The organism is Hyphomonas sp. (genome assembly GCF_036964145.1).
Taxonomy (GTDB): domain Bacteria; phylum Pseudomonadota; class Alphaproteobacteria; order Caulobacterales; family Hyphomonadaceae; genus Hyphomonas.
The window spans coordinates 205,384-222,123 of record NZ_JBALUC010000003.1 but is presented as its reverse complement, the minus strand read 5'-3'; the positions used below and the strand labels follow the sequence as shown (position 1 = coordinate 222,123).

Annotated in this window: 16 protein-coding genes; 6 read left to right on the top strand and 10 right to left on the bottom strand. The window is 57.5% G+C overall.

Annotation, left to right across the window (positions count from 1 at the left end; genetic code table 11):
- Window positions 1-73 precede the first annotated feature (73 nt).
- Window positions 74-1,084: a nicotinate-nucleotide--dimethylbenzimidazole phosphoribosyltransferase gene (locus V7660_RS10930; protein WP_335603079.1), complete on the bottom strand. Its 1,011-nt coding sequence runs from the start codon at window positions 1,082-1,084 to the stop codon at window positions 74-76.
- Between the two features lie 132 nt (window positions 1,085-1,216).
- Here V7660_RS10930 and V7660_RS10925 point away from each other — a divergent pair, with 132 nt between their 5' ends.
- A complete protein-coding gene (locus V7660_RS10925; protein WP_335603078.1) occupies window positions 1,217-1,411 on the top strand; it encodes a DUF1289 domain-containing protein in 195 nt (64 codons plus the stop codon).
- Between the two features lie 9 nt (window positions 1,412-1,420).
- Entirely contained in the window at window positions 1,421-1,957 is a 537-nt protein-coding gene (locus tag V7660_RS10920) for a retropepsin-like aspartic protease family protein (RefSeq protein ID WP_335603077.1), read from the top strand.
- Here V7660_RS10920 and pyk read toward each other — a convergent pair.
- A complete protein-coding gene (gene pyk / locus V7660_RS10915) occupies window positions 1,944-3,368 on the bottom strand; it encodes a pyruvate kinase (RefSeq protein WP_335603076.1) in 1,425 nt (474 codons plus the stop codon). The genes V7660_RS10920 and pyk overlap by 14 nt on opposite strands.
- A 159-nt stretch (window positions 3,369-3,527) precedes the next feature.
- Here pyk and V7660_RS10910 point away from each other — a divergent pair, with 159 nt between their 5' ends.
- Window positions 3,528-4,355 (top strand): DUF5694 domain-containing protein, encoded by an 828-nt coding sequence (locus V7660_RS10910; protein ID WP_335603075.1) that lies wholly within the window; start codon window positions 3,528-3,530, stop codon window positions 4,353-4,355.
- Here V7660_RS10910 and metH read toward each other — a convergent pair.
- The 6 genes from metH to V7660_RS10880 are packed head-to-tail and all read right to left on the bottom strand — an operon-like array spanning window position 4,352 to window position 10,774.
- Entirely contained in the window at window positions 4,352-6,985 is a 2,634-nt protein-coding gene (gene metH / locus V7660_RS10905; RefSeq protein WP_335603074.1) for a methionine synthase, read from the bottom strand. The genes V7660_RS10910 and metH overlap by 4 nt on opposite strands.
- Window positions 6,982-7,410: a gamma-glutamylcyclotransferase family protein gene (locus V7660_RS10900; RefSeq protein ID WP_335603073.1), complete on the bottom strand. Its 429-nt coding sequence runs from the start codon at window positions 7,408-7,410 to the stop codon at window positions 6,982-6,984. Before V7660_RS10900 ends, metH begins: the two co-directional genes overlap by 4 nt.
- Window positions 7,407-8,480 carry a homocysteine S-methyltransferase family protein gene (locus V7660_RS10895; protein ID WP_335603072.1) on the bottom strand — a complete coding sequence of 358 codons (1,074 nt, stop codon included), beginning with the start codon at window positions 8,478-8,480 and terminating at the stop codon, window positions 7,407-7,409. Before V7660_RS10895 ends, V7660_RS10900 begins: the two co-directional genes overlap by 4 nt.
- Window positions 8,481-8,909 carry a VOC family protein gene (locus V7660_RS10890; protein ID WP_335603071.1) on the bottom strand — a complete coding sequence of 143 codons (429 nt, stop codon included), beginning with the start codon at window positions 8,907-8,909 and terminating at the stop codon, window positions 8,481-8,483.
- 3 nt (window positions 8,910-8,912) lie between these two features.
- Entirely contained in the window at window positions 8,913-9,821 is a 909-nt protein-coding gene (metF, locus tag V7660_RS10885; protein WP_335603070.1) for a methylenetetrahydrofolate reductase [NAD(P)H], read from the bottom strand.
- Window positions 9,818-10,774 carry an ArsR/SmtB family transcription factor gene (locus tag V7660_RS10880; protein WP_335603069.1) on the bottom strand — a complete coding sequence of 319 codons (957 nt, stop codon included), beginning with the start codon at window positions 10,772-10,774 and terminating at the stop codon, window positions 9,818-9,820. The genes metF and V7660_RS10880 overlap by 4 nt, the downstream gene beginning before the upstream one ends.
- Before the next feature lie 107 nt (window positions 10,775-10,881).
- On the opposite strand from V7660_RS10880, the gene V7660_RS10875 reads away from it, so the two are divergent.
- Together V7660_RS10875 and V7660_RS10870 are read left to right on the top strand one after the other, a co-directional pair.
- Complete coding sequence (locus V7660_RS10875; RefSeq protein WP_335603068.1) at window positions 10,882-11,694, top strand: MlaA family lipoprotein; 813 nt, start codon at window positions 10,882-10,884, stop codon at window positions 11,692-11,694.
- Between the two features lie 34 nt (window positions 11,695-11,728).
- On the top strand, window positions 11,729-12,358 hold the full coding sequence (locus V7660_RS10870; RefSeq protein ID WP_335603067.1) for an MlaC/ttg2D family ABC transporter substrate-binding protein: 630 nt from the start codon (window positions 11,729-11,731) through the stop codon (window positions 12,356-12,358).
- Between the two features lie 64 nt (window positions 12,359-12,422).
- Here the strand turns inward: V7660_RS10870 and V7660_RS10865 are convergent, their stop codons facing one another.
- The gene (locus V7660_RS10865; RefSeq protein ID WP_335603066.1) at window positions 12,423-13,286 is read right to left on the bottom strand and encodes a sulfotransferase family protein; all 864 of its coding nucleotides are present in this window, start codon (window positions 13,284-13,286) and stop codon (window positions 12,423-12,425) included.
- Window positions 13,287-13,718: 432 nt separating this feature from the next.
- Here V7660_RS10865 and V7660_RS10860 point away from each other — a divergent pair, with 432 nt between their 5' ends.
- Window positions 13,719-14,948: a mechanosensitive ion channel domain-containing protein gene (locus V7660_RS10860; protein WP_335603065.1), complete on the top strand. Its 1,230-nt coding sequence runs from the start codon at window positions 13,719-13,721 to the stop codon at window positions 14,946-14,948.
- A gap of 21 nt (window positions 14,949-14,969) precedes the next feature.
- Here V7660_RS10860 and ettA read toward each other — a convergent pair whose 3' ends face one another.
- Window positions 14,970-16,634 (bottom strand): energy-dependent translational throttle protein EttA, encoded by a 1,665-nt coding sequence (ettA, locus tag V7660_RS10855; RefSeq protein WP_335603064.1) that lies wholly within the window; start codon window positions 16,632-16,634, stop codon window positions 14,970-14,972.
- Between the last annotated feature and the right edge of the window lie 106 nt (window positions 16,635-16,740).

The following is a 16,740-nucleotide window of genomic DNA, read 5'->3' as shown; positions in this document are numbered from 1 at the left end:
TTATCCCCTCTAATTCCGCCATTTTTGGCTAAAGGCAAGGTGACGTGCGCGTAAACGTCAGGTTCTCGTCGCGTCAGGTCGCCTTTCCCTCTGCAGGCTCAGCAATGAAAGGGGCACACGCGGTCTTGAGTAAGCCAATTGCCGTAGCGGAACCCAGACCTCCACCCGTCTGGAACTCCAATTGGAGGAGCGGCTGAAGACCCAAGCGTTCGACGGCAGCTTCATGCGCTGGCCGCCGCGTTACATGCGAGGCGATGCAATGGCTGATAGCTTTCGGGTCGACCGAATGCACGACCGCGGCGGCAATTGTCGTAGCAAATCCGTCCAGAACAACCGGAATGCCCTGATGGCGCGCTGCGATGATCGCACCGACGCATGCGGCCAGTTCGCGCCCGCCGAGAAACCTGAGGACTTGCAACGGATCGGACAAATGTCCGCGATGCAGCGTCAAGGCACGTGAGACGACATCTACCCGCCGCTCAACGAGGTCAGCCGTGGACTGATTGTCGGGCCGGACCCAATAATCCGGCGCGCCGCCATACAAGGCGCAGGCAATCGCGGCGGCGGCCGTACCGACCCCTGCCCCGGACACCGCCAGCGCGAGCAAGTCCGGCTTTTCCTCCGTCGCCTCGAACCCATAGGCGATTGTCGCCGCACATTCGCGCTCAGTCATTGCGGGACCTTCCGCTATGCTGGGCGTAGGCTGGTCGATGGCAAGATCAAACACCCGAATTGCCGCGCCAGCCTGTGTGGCGATGGCCGATAACGGGGCCTTGCCTTCGCGCAAGGCATCCACATGTGCACGCGTATCCTGCGGACTGGAGAGCGACACCCCTTCCGACTGGAGCCCGTGGGAACTCGCAAATACCGCCAGGACGGGGTTCTCGATGCGCGGCGGAAAGCGATGTTGCCAATTGGCCAGCCATTCTGCCGCCTCACCCAGACGCCCAAAATCGCCCTCACGGCCCATTTCGAGCAATGCGGCCCGCACTTTCTGGCCGGGCGCCGGGTCGAGATCGACGGAACCCCGGATCAGGGAACGTGCGTCTTCCAGTGGAGACATTTCGTGGGCCGGCTCACTCAAGGCAGATTGCTCCTATCCATTTGAAATCGATTTCATCTTATAGCAGAGAATGCGTGTTCTCTGCGACAAGGTTTTGTTACCCTGTTCATGAGACATGTTTGCGAACACTGTAGTGCTGACTAACCTATATTGATGACCACTCAAGCCATAAAATCCCCTTGCATCAAAGTGTGCGCTGTAGACGCCTCTACAGGCCTGTGTCTTGGATGCGGACGTTCGCTTAAGGAAATCGGCGGGTGGATGAAGCTGGGGCCGGAAGGTCGGGACAAGGTCATAGCCGAACTTCCGGAACGTATCGCCCGGCTTGAATTGCTCGGCAAGCGCTAGGAAAATGCCATGTCCGTAGAACGAACCCTTGTATCTGGACTTGGTGCAGCCATCCTGATTTCTGCGACCGTTATCTTTTTTCTTGTGCCTCGGCTGGAACAGCACCAAGCGGAACTGGCCGCAATGCAGCCCGATCCCGCACCCGCGCCGGTCAAAAAGCGTACCTCCGTAAATTATGCCGATGCCGCCGTCATCGACCGTGAGGCCGACGGCCATTACTGGACGCGCGCCGAAGTCCAGGGCACGGCCGTGAAGTTCATGGTCGATACCGGCGCCAGTACGGTTGCCCTGACCTATCGCGACGCACAGCGGATTGGACTCAAGCCAGAGTCGCTGGACTATCGCTGGGAAATCCGCACCGCAGGCGGCATCACCTATGGCGCCGCCGTGACACTGGACAATATCCGGATCGGTCAGGTCGAAGTCGAGCAAGTCAGCGCCATGATCCTGAAGGACGGGTTGGAGCAATCCCTACTAGGCATGACCTATCTGGGCGAACTCTACTCCTATGAGTTCAAGCAGAGCCAGCTGATCATACGCCGGTAATCTTCTCGCCGTTCAGCCCCTTGCCGACGCCCACTTCCCACGCGAACCGCTCAGTGTCGCCGGCCCAGCGGGCATAGGCTACACGCCCATCGAGCCCGGCCGCATCCATCAGGTCACGGTACCAGTAATCTGCCCCGGCATTCAGTCTCTGCGGGTGAACGCCCCAGAGCAGGCAGGCCGTGCGAAGGCGCTGGTCATCGAGTGATCCGTACAGGATCGGGGCTGTGCCGCGCACACGGGCGAACCGCGCAAGCCGGTCAAACGCACCCGTGCGCAAGGCCAGCGCTGTGGCGCCTTCGGCTTCGGCCATGCCTTGGGCGGTCTCGGCCACGACATCAATCGCCGTTTGCGCGGGCGTATCTCCGGAAAATTGCTCCAGCGACCGGCGATAGTCTTCAGCGCCTTCGGTCGCCCGGATGATACGAGACATGATCGATACGGTCGTGGCCGGGTGGCGGCCGACAGCGGTTTCGCCTGACAACATGACCGCATCCGCTCCCTGATAGATAGCTGTGGCCACGTCAGAGGCTTCGGCGCGCGTCGGCGCCGCGTTTTCGATCATTGATTCCAGCATCTGAGTAGCCACGATAACCGGCCGTCCAAGTGCGCGCGCGCACCGGACAATCCGGCGCTGGATCACGGGAACATCTTCAGGCGCGTATTCGACGCCGAGATCCCCCCGCGCCACCATCACAGCGTCGGCTGCGGCAACGATAGGTTCCAGATTCGCAATCGCCGCAGGCTTTTCGAGTTTGGCAATCAGCGGTGCGCGCCCGGCAATGATCCCCTTCACTTCTTCGATATCCTCGACCGTCTGCACGAAAGAGAGCGCGACCAGATCGACTCCGATCTCAAGCGCATAGTCCAGATCGGCGCGATCCTTTTCAGTAAGGGCCCGCACTGGCAGCGCCTTGCCGCGAACCGTGAAGCCCTTCTTGTCTGTCAGCTTGCCCGGCACGTCGGCGCGCACCCTCGGACTATCACCCGCCTGGGTCACCGTGAACATCAGCTTGCCGTCATCAACGAGGATGACATCCCCTACTTCCAGAATTTCGACAATCTCTGCGTGGGGGACGGGAATCGTGTCTTCCGCTTCAGTCGTCTCCGCCGCAACGACGGCATATTCCTTTTGGTAGCGCAGCCGCAACTCGCCGCCGAACAGTGAGCCCACGCGAACCTTGGGCCCTTGCAAGTCTCCCAACGTGGCCAGCGGGCGGCCTGTTTCTTTTTCGGCTGCGCGCACGGCGTCCAACGCATCCTTGTGCGCGCTGTGCTCGCCGTGGCTGAAGTTCAGGCGGAAAACGTCGACTCCTGCATAGGCCAGCGCGAGCACTTCTTTCGGCGAGCGGCTGCCCGGGCCGAGTGTTGCGACAATTTTCGCGTTCTCACCAATTAGTCGATTTCCAGTCATTCCGCCCTCCCTATGACAAGGTTGACATACCCCTATACGAGTCCCGCGGACTATTCCAGCCGAGCAATGCCCGCACCTACCCGATACACGGAAATTTCACGCGCTTGCATCCAATCGGCCGAGTCGGCGCATCCTTTCATGAAAGAGGAGTGTTACGAGATGAAATTTCCCTTCCTGGCCCTGCTTCTGGTGGTGGCCTGTGCAAGTGCTCAAACGGCTCAATCTGAAAAGTCGGAAGACCCGATTCAAATCATGGTGCTCGGCACCCATCATTTCGACAACCCCGGCCTCGACGTGGTGAACATGGAGGCAGATGACGTGTTGGCGACGACGCGTCAGCGCGAATTGGAGGATTTGGCCAGGCGGCTCCTGGAATTTCACCCGACCGCGATCGCAATCGAGAAGCTACGCTATACCGAGAGCGGGCGCGATTCCGCGTTTGCCGACTTCACGCCTGACGACTTGTCCAAAGATCGCAACGAGATTGTCCAGATCGGCTACCGCGTCGCGGACCTTGCGGGAACCGACCGAGTCTATGCGGTGGACGAGCATAAGGGCGAGATTGAGTACTTTCCCTTCGAGCGCGTCCAGGCCTTTGCCGCGCGGACCGGACAAGAAGACATACTTACCAGCATGATTGAGGACATACAGGCTGAGGCGGCAGACATGATGCGCGACCAGGCCACGACGTCCATTCCGGATCTGCTCGCGCGTCAGAATGATCCCGGCACTATCCAGCAGATGCATTCAGATTTCTATTATGGCCTGCTAAGCCTGTCGGATGCGGACGACCATGCGGGCGCAGCGCTCAACTATGGCTGGTTCGCGCGCAATGCCGAAATCTTCGCCAACGTCATTGAGGTTGCGGAGCCAGGCGACCGGATCATCATTGTCTATGGCTCAGGCCACAATTACTGGCTACGCCACTTCGCGTCGGAAACACCCGGCTTTCAACTTGTCGAACCCGTTCCGTATCTAACGGACTAGCTGACCGCAAACGGGTCATAGTTGAGGATTGGCGCGAGCCAGCGTTCGGCCTTGCGGGTATCCCATCCCTTGCGCCGGGCATAGTCCTCGACCTGATCCTTCTCGATCCGTCCGACCGCGAAATAAACGCTGTCAGGATGGGCGAAGTAGAGACCGGAGACACTGGCCGCCGGGGTCATCGCAAAGCTGCTGGTGAGTGACACACCGATCCGCTCCTCCGGCTCAAGAAGACGAAACAGGGTTTCCTTTTCCGTATGCTCCGGCTGGCTTGGATAGCCCGGTGCGGGGCGGATCCCCTGATACTTTTCCTTGATCAGTTCAGCATTGGAGAGATCCTCGTCTGGCGCATAGGCCCAGAGCTCCTTGCGGACACGCTCATGCATGTATTCGGCCATGGCCTCAGCAAACCGGTCGGCCAGCGCCTTAACCATGATCGAGGAATAATCGTCACCCTTCTTGGCGAACGTTTGGGCGATCTCCTCAGCCTGCGGACCAGACGTCACACAGAAGCCGCCGACCCAGTCGTCGCCTTCCGGAGCGACAAAATCAGACATGGCGAAGTTGGCGCGGGAATTGTCCTTGACCATTTGCTGGCGCAGCGTGTGGAACACGTCACCATTGTCGAGACGAATATCATCGCCATCAGAATTAGCCCGCCAGAAGCCCACCACCGCTTTCGGCTTCAGCCACGCTTCGCCGATCAGTTGTTGCAGCATGCCTTGCGTATCATTCCACAGGCCGGTGGCCGCCTCGCCCACAATCTTGTCCTCAAGGATTTTGGGATACTGTCCTGCGAGGTCCCAAGCCGAAAAATAGGGAGTCCAGTCTATGTAGCGTGCGAGCGTAGCAAGGTCGAAATCCTCGAATGTCCGGACACCCTCAAATGTTGGTTGTGGCGGCGTGTAATTTGTCCAATCCAGTTTAAGCCGCGCGTCCCGCGCCTGGGCGATGGGCAGACGCGGCTTGGGAGGACCGCCGGCACGGGCTTCGCGCATCCGCTCATAGCGCGCCTTGGTTTGCGTGACGAAGCTAGGCTTGTCATCTTCACTGAGCAATGTGCTGACCACGCCGACCGCGCGGCTGGCATCCGACACGTGCACGACTGGCGCAGTCCGGATTACCGGATCGATCTTTACTGCCGTGTGGGCCGGGCTGGTCGTGGCGCCGCCAATCAGCAGCGGCTGTTTCATGCCGCGCCGTTCCATTTCCGATGCCACATAGACCATCTCGTCCAGACTAGGCGTGATCAGGCCTGAGAGCCCGATAATATCAACGCCTTCCTTTTCGGCCGTATCAAGAATGGTTTCTGCAGCCACCATGACACCAAGATCGAGGATCTCATAACCGTTGCAGGCGAGCACCACGCCCACAATATTCTTGCCAATGTCATGAACATCGCCCTTCACAGTCGCCATCAAAACCTTACCGTTCGAGACGTCCACCGTGCCGAGGCGCTGTTTTTCCTCTTCCATGTAAGGTTCGAGCCATGCCACGGCCTGCTTCATGACACGCGCAGATTTCACCACTTGCGGCAAGAACATCTTGCCAGATCCGAACAGGTCGCCGACGACATTCATGCCGTCCATCAACGGACCTTCGATGACGTGTAGCGGGCGCTCGAGCGACTGGCGCGCTTCCTCGGTGTCTGCATCAATGTATTCGGTGATGCCGTGCACGAGCGCGTATTCAAGGCGCTTCGCGACGGGTGCTTCGCGCCAGGACAGATCCTTCTCGGTCGTTTTAACCTTCTGACCCTTGAAGCCTTCGGCAATCTCGATCAATCGTTCGGTGCCATCTTCGCGACGGTTCAGGATGACGTCTTCGACCCGCTCACGCAGATCTGGCTTGATATCGTCATAGATGTCGAGCTGTCCGGCATTCACGATCCCCATATCCATTCCGGCTGGAATGGCATGATAGAGGAAGACCGAATGCATGGCCCGGCGGACGGGCTCATTGCCCCGGAAGCTGAAAGAGACATTCGAAAGACCGCCGGATATGTGGCAGCCCGGGCACGTCTCGCGGATTACACGCGTCGCCTCAATAAAGTCCACGGCGTAATTATTGTGTTCCTCAATGCCGGTGGCGACGGCGAACACGTTCGGGTCGAAGATGATGTCTTCTGCCGGGAACCCGACGTCTTCCGTCAGGATGCGGAAGGCGCGCTGACAGATCTCGACCTTGCGCTCCTTGGTGTCGGCCTGGCCAACCTCATCAAACGCCATCACCACAACGGCCGCGCCATAAGCAAGGCAGGCCCGCGCTTGCTTGCGAAATGTCTCTTCGCCTTCCTTCATGGAAATGGAATTGACGATGGCCTTGCCCTGAACGCATTTCAGGCCAGCCACGATCACCTCCCATTTGGAGGAATCGATCATGACCGGGACACGGGCAATGTCCGGCTCGGCTGCAATCAGGTTCAGAAAGGTCCGCATGGCTTCCGCGCCATCCAGCATGCCTTCGTCCATGTTGACGTCGATGACCTGCGCACCATTTTCGACCTGCTGGCGCGCGACCTCAACGGCATCTGCATAGCGGCCTTCGGTGATCATTTTCCGGAAACGTGCGGATCCGGTCACATTGGTCCGCTCACCAACGTTCACAAAGGATTGGGAAGCTGAAACTGTCATTTTCTCGTTTTCCCGGCCTCAAGCGGCCAGTTGCCATCGGCCACAGGCGGATATCCGTCTGCAGGCCGGTTGTACCAATATATCCAGGCGGTTTCGCCCGACTCGGCCCCGGTGTCATCCATCAGGGGAATTTGCTTGCGGAGGTATAGGCTGGTTGCCGGGTCCTCCGTTACGTCCTCGAAGGCGTCCATTGCCGGCATGATAGTCGTGTCGGTGAGTTTCCAGCGGACACCATGGCAAAGTTGGTTACCCTCGACGACCCCGGGGAAGCCCCCAAGGTCGACCATGCGCGCACGGAACCGGCAAGGGGCGCCAAAAGTACCCGCGCTGTCCAGCGGCAGATCTGCCGGTTGCCCGGCCGCGCCCTGTTTCAACAAGCCGTAAAAGATGAAGAGATCACCGACCTCGACGGACTTGCCTGTCACGAAGTCACCTCGAACGGCTCGAGCCCGGACAGACGCATCGTATGCTTGTTTGGCGCAGGATTGCGGGGCTTCACGCCCTCAACCGCTTTTGCGATGGCCGCGATATGCTCCGGCGTCGTGCCACAGCATCCACCGAGAATATTGACGAGGCCATCTCTTGCCCAGCTACCGACAAAGTTGGAGGTCTCATCCGGTTGCTCGTCATACTGACCCATCTCATTCGGCAGGCCCGCATTCGGATAGGCTGCTACCAGCGTGTCAGCCACACGCGACAGAGCCGCAATATGGGGCCGCATCAGGTCTGCGCCGAGCGCGCAATTGAACCCGATCGCAAATGGCTTCGCGTGCCGGACAGAATTCCAGAACGCCTCGACCGTCTGGCCAGACAATGTCCGCCCAGACCGGTCGGTAATTGTACCGGAAATCCAGATTGGCAGCTTGTCCATGCCCTCTTCTTCGAGATCCATGATCGCCTTGATCGCGGCCTTGCAATTCAGCGTGTCCGTGATTGTCTCGATCAGGTAGAGATCGACCCCGCCCTCATTCAGCGCACGGATTTGCTGGCGATAGGCTTCATAGACCTCATCGAAGGTCACAGAGCGCGCGCCCGGATCGTTCACGTCCGATGACATGGACAACATCTTGTTGAGGGGTCCGATGGAGCCAGCCAGAAACCGCGGCTTGTCCGGTGTCTTTGCCGTCCACGCGTCTGCTGCGGCCCGGCCAAGCTTTGCACCTTCAAGGTTGATGTCCCAGACCGATTGCGGGTCCAGCTTATAATCATCCTGCGCGATGACTGTCGCACTGAACGTATTCGTCTCGGAAATATCGGCACCCGCGCCATAATAGGCATCGTGGAGGGCGGTCACGATATCCGGGCGTGTCAGGCAGAGAATGTCATTATTGCCTTTCATCTGCCCTGGATATTCAGCCTCTCTGAATCGGTCTCCGCGATAGTCGGCTTCCTCCAGCCCCCTACGCTGGATCATTACACCCCAAGAGCCGTCCAAGATGAGAATCCGATCTTTCGCGGCCGCCTTCAGGGCTGCGATGCGTTGTTGTCTGGTCATCTATAGCTCCATTGATCCATCGTCCCGCAAGGGCGAGAACGGGTTATGCGCCACCTCCCAGAGGTGATCGTCAGGGTCAGAAAAATATCCAGAATACCCGCCCCAAAACACTTTTTCAGCCGGCTTCACGAGTTTCGCTCCCGCAGCAACCGCCCTGTCTAACGCATCATCGACTTCCTCTGCGCTTGGTTGATTCCACGCGAGCGTAACGGCCCGAAATCCGTCACCGTCTTCCGGCACGCCGACATCCTGCGCCAATGATGCACGCCCAAAAAGTCCGAGGGCCAGTCCCCCCATATCAAAGAACACCACGGATTCCTGGGAGGCCTTCGCACGCTTGAGACCCATACGCTCATAGAACGCGGCAGACTCCTGTACGTCTGCCACGCCGAGGGTCACCAATGTCACATGGATAGGACGGGAACTCATCGCTCAGGCTGCCTCTGCCGGATTGGGTTTCAGGCCGAGTAGGCGACATGTGGACAATGCCAGTCCTGCGCGATTGAGAGTGTAGAAGTGAAAATTGGAAACGCCTTGTTCGGACAATTTTCGACAGAGGTCGGCTGCGACATTGGCAGTCACCAATTCGCGCGTTTCCTGATCGTCATCAAGGCCATTGTAAAGCTCATGCAACCAGTCTGGCAGAGACGCACCACACAGGCTTGAAATACGCTTCAATCCCTTGAAGTTCGGTTGCAGCATGATGCCCGGCACGATTGGCATGGTCACGCCTCCTGCCCGCGCCTTATCGAGAAAGTTCAAATAGATTTCCGGCTCGAAGAAGAATTGCGTGATCGCCCGGTCGGCGCCTGCATCCTGCTTGGCTTTAAGAAATGCGATCTCGGCGTCCCAGCCCCGGCTTTCCGGATGAAGCTCCGGATAGCAGGACACGGAAATCTCGAAACATCTGCCAAGGTCCGGACGATGCTCGCGAATGCCTTCGATCAGATCAATGGAATCGCGGAAACCGCCTGGGTGCTGTTCAAACACTTCCCCCATGCCGGTCGGAGGATCGCCTCGCAGCGCCACGATATGCTTCACGCCCGCCTGCCAGTAATCCTCGGCAACCGACAACACCTCGTCCTTGGTCGCGCCAACACAGGTCAAATGCCCGGCCGGTCGCAGGTGCGTTTGCTGGGCGATACGCCTGACCGTGTCATGGGTTCTTTCCCGGGTCGAGCCCCCGGCGCCGTAGGTAACAGATACGAAGTTTGGCGTCATCGGTTCGAGACGTTCGACCGTCTCCCATAGCCGGGCGGCCATCACCTCGGATTTTGGTGGGAAAAATTCAAAAGAGACAGACGGTGCACCGGCCTGACGGGGGGATGAGAGCGGGCTCATGCGACATTCTCCAGGGGTTTGGCGGGCTTGACCGCCTTCCAGATATTTACGGTGAGGCCATCCTGAGCGCCTTCGGGCGGGGCGAAGGATCTTGGCGCCAAAAGGTCCAGTCCAACGTCGGACGCCCAGGCTTTCATGGCGTCGTGCGACATGCCCAACCGGTGATGACCGTGCTCGGCGCGCAGAAATTCCAAATTGTGCGGCGCGAAATCCACGATGAGGAGCTGGCCGCCTGGCTTCAGAACACGGCTCGCCTCGGCGATCGCCCGGTTCGGAGCATCCATGTAATGAAGGACCTGATGGATAATCACGACATCAGCGCAATCATTGTCGAACGGCACCGCCGTGACATTGCCCTGCCGGACGCGCGCGCCTTGCACGCCTTGCTGCTCAAGATTCGACCGGGCAACCGTCAGCATGTGGTGACTCAGGTCGATTCCCTCGGCCTCAGCCGCCATCGGCGCAAACAGACTCAACATGCGTCCCGTCCCGGTACCGAAATCGAGCACACGGTCAAATGGGCCCGTTCCGGCCAATTCCAAAAGCGCGCTTTCGATCAGATCATTGGGATAATGCAGGGACCGCAGCCGGTCCCAAGTGTCGGCAATATTAGAAAAATAGGCCTCAGCGGATTCGGCCCGCGCCGCACTTACTTCATCCAGGCGCTCAGCATCACGAGCAAAATCCGGCTCAGTGTTGTCTATTTGGGCGAACAGCGAGTCGAGGAACGCTTTATAGGGCTTAGCTGTCGACGCGCGATAAAAGACAAAAGAGCCCTCAGGCAAGCGCTCGACCAAGCCCGCCGAGGTCAGCGCCTTGAGATGGTGTGACAGGCGTGGCTGAGATTGTTCCAAAACCTGAACCAGTTCTCCGACTGACAAATCCCGCTGACGCAACAGGGCCAGCACTCTCAGGCGCGTAGGCTCTCCCGCCGCGCGGAGGCCTTCGATCATGGATGAAAGCTGCAAGGTCATTTAATGATATAAACATCAATTTATATGTTTTTGCAACACAGCTTTACAGAAATATCACCTATGTATGTTTGGGGTAAGATTGAGAGTTGAAGCACTTTCGCTTAACCACCATCTACCGGTCTCCACAACGGGGTTATCAACACATGACACAGCGAATCTTTGCTGCGGTTCTCGCCATGGGGCTAGGAGCCTGTGCATCCACACAGAACGCCGAACCGGGCACGATTCATGACCCCTATGAAGGCTTCAATCGACAGATGTTCGCGTTCAATACGGGCGTGGACAAATATGCCTTAGGACCTGCTGCAAACGTCTATGAGACAGTCACCCCTGAATTCGGACGTGATCGCGTGGGAGATTTTCTTCATAATCTCAAGTCTCCTGTCATTTTCGTGAACGACGTGTTGCAAGGTGAGGGCGACCGCGCTGGCGACACATTCGCTCGCTTCCTCGTCAACACGACAGTCGGCGTCGCTGGCCTGTGGGATGTGGCCGGATACAATGGCATGGAGAAACACGCTGAAGATTTCGGCCAGACCCTCGCCGTTTGGGGTGTGGACAGCGGCCCATTTCTCGTTCTGCCCCTTGTGGGACCTACCACGCCGCGTGACCTGTTCGGAGCCGGCATCGACCGCGCGCTGGATCCGCTAACCTGGACCGAATTCGACAACAATCCGGACCTCGACGATCATATTGCGATCAGCCGCAGCGTTCTGGGAGGACTGAATGCCCGGGTCGCGCTTGATGATGAAATCAAACAGCTGAACGCACAGCCCGAACCATATATTGCCTTGCGCCGGATTTATTCATCCCAGCGTCAGGCCGAAATCCGTAATGGTCGCATAAATGAGGAAGAGGCGTACGACGATCTCCCTGATTTTGACGAATTTGAAGAATAGGTCCGGGGGCGTGACCACCAACAGGAGCGAAAATGTGAAACGCCAATACCGACATTTAGCAATTGCCGGTGCCGCAATGCTGATGATTGCCCCAAGCACCTTCGCAGACGTGAAGACAGAAGCCTATGTTCAGGAAAACGCCAGCGAAGTGCTGGCATCCCTGAATGATCCTTCCTTGGACGCAGAAGAGCGTACCGAAAAATTCAATACTTATATGGACGAGTTCACCGACATGACGGCGGTGTCGAACTTTGCCATCGGCAAATATGCCCGCCGGTTTACGGAAGACGAGCTTGCCCGGTACCGAAAGGTGTTCCGGGAATATGCCCTTGCCGTTTATGAAAACGAACTCGACGCATATCGCGGCGAAGCGGTTATAGTGAAGGATTCGGTCGACCGGTCGGCCACCGATTCCATCGTGAATACGGTCATCAAGCGCCAGGATGGCAAGGACATGGATGTCCGCTGGCGTGTCCTGACCCGCGACGGCAAATACCAGGTTGTGGACGTCGCGCTCAATTTGGATGGAAATCTGATCTGGCTCGCAATTGAGCAACGCGCACAATTTCTGGCCCTGCTTGATCGCTCTAACGGGTCAGCCGAAGCGCTGATCGACAAGATCGAAAGCATGAAGCGGAATCTGGAAGCGGAAAAGCGCTCCTAGGCCGCCCCATATGAAACCAAGCCCTCGTCCATGGAATGGTCGAGGGCTTTTTTTTAAACGAGCCTCACACACTCCAGCCGCAAAACGTTTTTCCGGTAAGTTCGCGGAACCGGACGGCATCCGATTTCAGTTTCTTCGCAAGGACCGAGCGAAGCCTGTCATCGAACTCCGGAACGGGGACTGCCTTGTCGGCCTTAACGGCAGACCGCATGGAATCGATCAGAACCCGAGGGCTACGGGCACGGACATACCGGCCGATAGAAGTATCCCGCATCTGCCCCCACCATCTGGGCATTTTGCGCAGATCTTCCCCGGTATTCGCGATCGGTAAACTGCCAAGGCTGTCGATGGCCGAAGGGGAAAGCCCAATATGCTGACCAATCCTTTCCATTACCGCATATGGCTGATTGAGCAGAATATCGAAATCGACAATCAGAATATCGTCCTTGGACCAATATTCATAATACGGCTCGAGTTGGTAGGCATACTTGCTGACCATAAGGATGTGCTCGCCCTCACTCGTGTCGAATACTTCCGATGGCGCCGGTAATGACCCGGAATGCATATAAGTGTGCTTGTACTGAGATTCCGCGCGCGCGACGGGGTCCCTGGCGATGAATATCAGCTTGGCATGGGGGGCATTTTCGAAGGTTCGCGCCGCTGCACACGGAAACACGTCCCGCTTGGTGTAATTCGGGCAGAAATCGATCCAAGGCAACGTTGAATTGCGAAACTGTCTGCGATACCAGTTCGTCCCGCGCGAATAGTTTGATTGGCTCAGATAGAAATCGGTTTCCTTGCATTCGGGAACAGCTACCAGCACGCTTTTCAGGAAAGCACGATATAGCGCTGTCGTCCCTGCCCGCATCGCACCGATGACAATTGCATCAGGCGAGGACTTCTCCTGAGATATCTGCGAACACGTCATAATCGATCGTCCCCAAAAACGATACGTACTCGTCTTTTATAAAAGCCAAGCAGGCGTCTTAGCCCTCCTTAAAAGGTTAAAAAGTTTATCGATCCTGCCAAAAGCAAATTCAAGTAAGTTGTTTACGAACATTAACAATATTCACGTTTGTCCCATATTTTGTTCAGAAATGTGCTCGATAATCGAGCGACCATCGAGACGAAATGGCCATCGCCGCTGCGAATAGCGCGCTTTGGGAACTCCCTTCCGGGTCATGGGTTAAATATCCAGATGCCCGTCTCTCCGCATTCCCTGTTTAATTTCGCCGCCGTGACATTCCGGGCGGCGATTCTGACGTTTGTTGCGAGCACATATGTGGCCTCCGCCATGCCCCAAAGTCGTGAAGCGTCACCCTCGGCGCCCTCAGACCTGATCGCAGTCACTCCTCCTACGATGTCAGGTGACGAAAGGATCGAGGACCGTATCCAGAATATTTTTGCAGAAGTGGATGAGCTGAAGAACATCAGCGCAAGTGTCCGGAACGGCGTGGTCACGCTGGAGGGATCAACCACAAATGCCGCAACAGCTGATCGTGCCGAGCAGATCGCGCTGCGTATTGAGGGAGTGGTCACCATCCAGAACCGGATCGAGCAGGCAGTCGGCGTAGGAGACAATGTCAGCCCCATACTGGAGACCACTTCCACGCGGGTAAATCAAATCGTTCGTTCAATACCCTTGCTGGCTGTTGCCTTGACGGTCTTTCTGATCATTTCATTCCTTGGGCACCTGCTGGCTACATGGAAGGGTTTCTGGCGGCGGATCATGCCTAACTCCTTTCTGTCAGACCTTGTCGCCGGGGCCAGTCGTATCATCGCGGTGGTGATCGGGCTGATCGTGGCGATGAATGTGATGGGAGCAACCACGCTGCTGGGCACCGTGCTGGGAGGCGCGGGCGTGATCGGTCTGGCCCTTGGTTTTGCCGTTCGGGACACGCTGGAAAACTACATTTCCTCGATCATGCTGAGCATTCGTCAGCCTTTTCGGGCAAACGAACATGTCGTGATCGATGAGCATGAAGGCATCGTGGTGCGACTGACGTCACGGTCCACTGTCCTGATGACGCTCAATGGCAATCATTTGCGCATTCCGAATTCGACGGTCTTCAAGGCCGTCATCCTGAATTATACACGCAATCCGGAACGCCGTTTTGAATTTGACCTGGGCGTCGACGCAAATGACGATCCCGTCGCCGCCATGCAGCTCGGCCTGGATACGTTGAAATCCTTACCCTACGTACTCGAACAGCCCGATCCGGAATCCTACATTCAGACCGTGGGAGATTCGAATATCGTCCTGCGCTTCATGGGATGGGTGGACCAGCGAGACTCTAATTTCGGCAAGGCTCGCGGACTTGCAATCAGCGCCACCAAGGACGTGCTGGAGCAGGAAGGCTTTACCTTGCCGGAACCGATCTACCGCCTGCGGTTCGATACAGGAACCGCACAGCCAGCTGCGACCGGTACAGGCAAGGCAGAAATGGTCCCATCGCGTCCGAAGGAAACGGCAGAACCGCGGGATGCAGCAGATGTGAAACCGGACAGCCATCTCAACCAGATCGTCGCCGAGGAACGCGCTGCGACCGGAGAAGAAGACCTTCTCGACGAAAAACGGCCCGTCGAATAACGGGCCGCCTCTCAAAATTCGCTAGCGCGCGAACTTCTTGAATTTCAGTCGTTTCGGATTGACGGCATCTTCGCCGAGACGGCGCTTCTTGTCTTCGAGGTAGGACGAGAAATCCCCCTCGAACCATTCGACGTGCGAATTCCCTTCGAAGGCGAGAATATGGGTGGCCATGCGGTCAAGGAACCAGCGATCGTGCGAGATGATCACCGCGCACCCCGGAAAATTGTCGAGGCCTTCTTCCAGCGCCTGAAGGGTTTCGACGTCGAGGTCGTTGGTCGGTTCATCGAGCAGCAACAGGTTATGGCTGCCCTTCAACATCTTGGCGAGATGGACGCGATTGCGCTCACCGCCTGACAATAGGCCAACCTTTTTCTGCTGATCGGTGCCTTTGAAGTTGAAGGCACCAACATAGGCGCGCGACATGACCTCCACGCCACCAAGATCGATGACATCCGTCCCGCCCGAAATTTCCTCCCAGACATTCTTGTCGGAATCCAGCTTGTCGCGGCTCTGGTCGACATAGCCGATCTTGACCGTATCGCCGACGCGCAGGGTACCTTCATCCGGTTTTTCCTGCTCCAGGATCATCTTGAACAGGGTCGATTTACCCGCACCGTTCGGACCGATGACGCCGACAATGCCGCCGGGCGGCAGTTTGAAGTCGAGGTCTTCGATCAGAAGGTTGTCGCCGAAAGCTTTGCGTAAGTGCTCTGCCTCCAGGACGACGCCGCCGAGGCGGGGCCCAGGGGGGATGCGTATCTGCGCGGTCATGACCTTTTCCCGCTCTGCCTGCGAGGCCATTTCCTCATAGGCATTGATACGTGCCTTGGATTTCGCCTGACGTGCCTTCTGGCCGGAACGGACCCATTCCAATTCCTTCGCAAGCGTGCGTTTGCGCCCGGTTTCTTCGCGCGCCTCCTGCTCCATCCGTTTGGCCTTCTGTTCGACCCAGCCGGAGTAGTTGCCCTGGAAAGGCACGCCGCGGCCACGGTCGAGTTCGAGAATCCAACTGGTGATGTCATCCAGAAAGTAACGGTCGTGAGTGACGAGAATGACGCACCCGGGAAAATTGATCAGATAATTTTGCAGCCAGGCGACGGTCTCGGCGTCGAGATGGTTGGTCGGTTCATCCATCAGGATCATGTCTGGCTTTGACAGAAGCAGCTGGCAAATTGCGACACGGCGAACTTCACCGCCTGACAACGCGGAGACATCGGCATCATTGTCCGGACAGCCGAGCGCGGTCAGGGCCATATCGATCTTGGAATCAATGTCCCAAGCGTCTGCCGCATCAATCTGCTCCTGCAGCGCAGTCATCTGCTCCATGAGTTCGTCGGAATAGTCTTCGCCCAGCTTTTCCGAGATCGCGTTGAACTGGTCCAGCATCTGCTTCTCAGGGCATTTGGTGGCCACATTTTCAAAAACGGTCAGCGCGGGGTCGAGCTTCGGCTCCTGAGGAAGATAGCCGACTTTCACACCGTCGGCGGCCCAGGCCTCGCCTTGAAAATCCTTGTCTTCGCCAGCCATGATCCGAAGCAGGGTCGACTTACCTGAACCGTTGACGCCGACGACACCAATTTTGGCATCTGGCAGGAAATTCAGGTGGATATTCTCGAACACCTTCTTCCCACCGGGATAGGCCTTGGTCAGGCCTTGCATTTGGAAAACGATTTGGGGACCGGCCATGGCGGGTATTCCTGTATAAACGGGTATGAGACGCGTTGTACTTGCGCGCGCGCCGGGGAAAATCAAGCGGGCAAGCGCAATCAACCGACTGAAGATCGGTCAGGCG

Coding starts and splice junctions, on each gene's coding strand:
- ettA (WP_335603064.1), bottom strand. CDS start 16,634: ATGGCCGGTCCCCAAATCGTTTTCCAAATGCAAGGCCTGACCAAGGCC.
- pyk (WP_335603076.1), bottom strand. CDS start 3,368: ATGACTGGAAATCGACTAATTGGTGAGAACGCGAAAATTGTCGCAACA.
- V7660_RS10895 (WP_335603072.1), bottom strand. CDS start 8,480: ATGACCAGACAACAACGCATCGCAGCCCTGAAGGCGGCCGCGAAAGAT.
- V7660_RS10920 (WP_335603077.1), top strand. CDS start 1,421: ATGTCCGTAGAACGAACCCTTGTATCTGGACTTGGTGCAGCCATCCTG.
- V7660_RS10865 (WP_335603066.1), bottom strand. CDS start 13,286: ATGACGTGTTCGCAGATATCTCAGGAGAAGTCCTCGCCTGATGCAATT.
- V7660_RS10860 (WP_335603065.1), top strand. CDS start 13,719: ATGTCAGGTGACGAAAGGATCGAGGACCGTATCCAGAATATTTTTGCA.
- metF (WP_335603070.1), bottom strand. CDS start 9,821: ATGAGCCCGCTCTCATCCCCCCGTCAGGCCGGTGCACCGTCTGTCTCT.
- V7660_RS10880 (WP_335603069.1), bottom strand. CDS start 10,774: ATGATCGAAGGCCTCCGCGCGGCGGGAGAGCCTACGCGCCTGAGAGTG.
- V7660_RS10910 (WP_335603075.1), top strand. CDS start 3,528: ATGAAATTTCCCTTCCTGGCCCTGCTTCTGGTGGTGGCCTGTGCAAGT.
- V7660_RS10925 (WP_335603078.1), top strand. CDS start 1,217: ATGACCACTCAAGCCATAAAATCCCCTTGCATCAAAGTGTGCGCTGTA.
- metH (WP_335603074.1), bottom strand. CDS start 6,985: ATGACAGTTTCAGCTTCCCAATCCTTTGTGAACGTTGGTGAGCGGACC.
- V7660_RS10890 (WP_335603071.1), bottom strand. CDS start 8,909: ATGAGTTCCCGTCCTATCCATGTGACATTGGTGACCCTCGGCGTGGCA.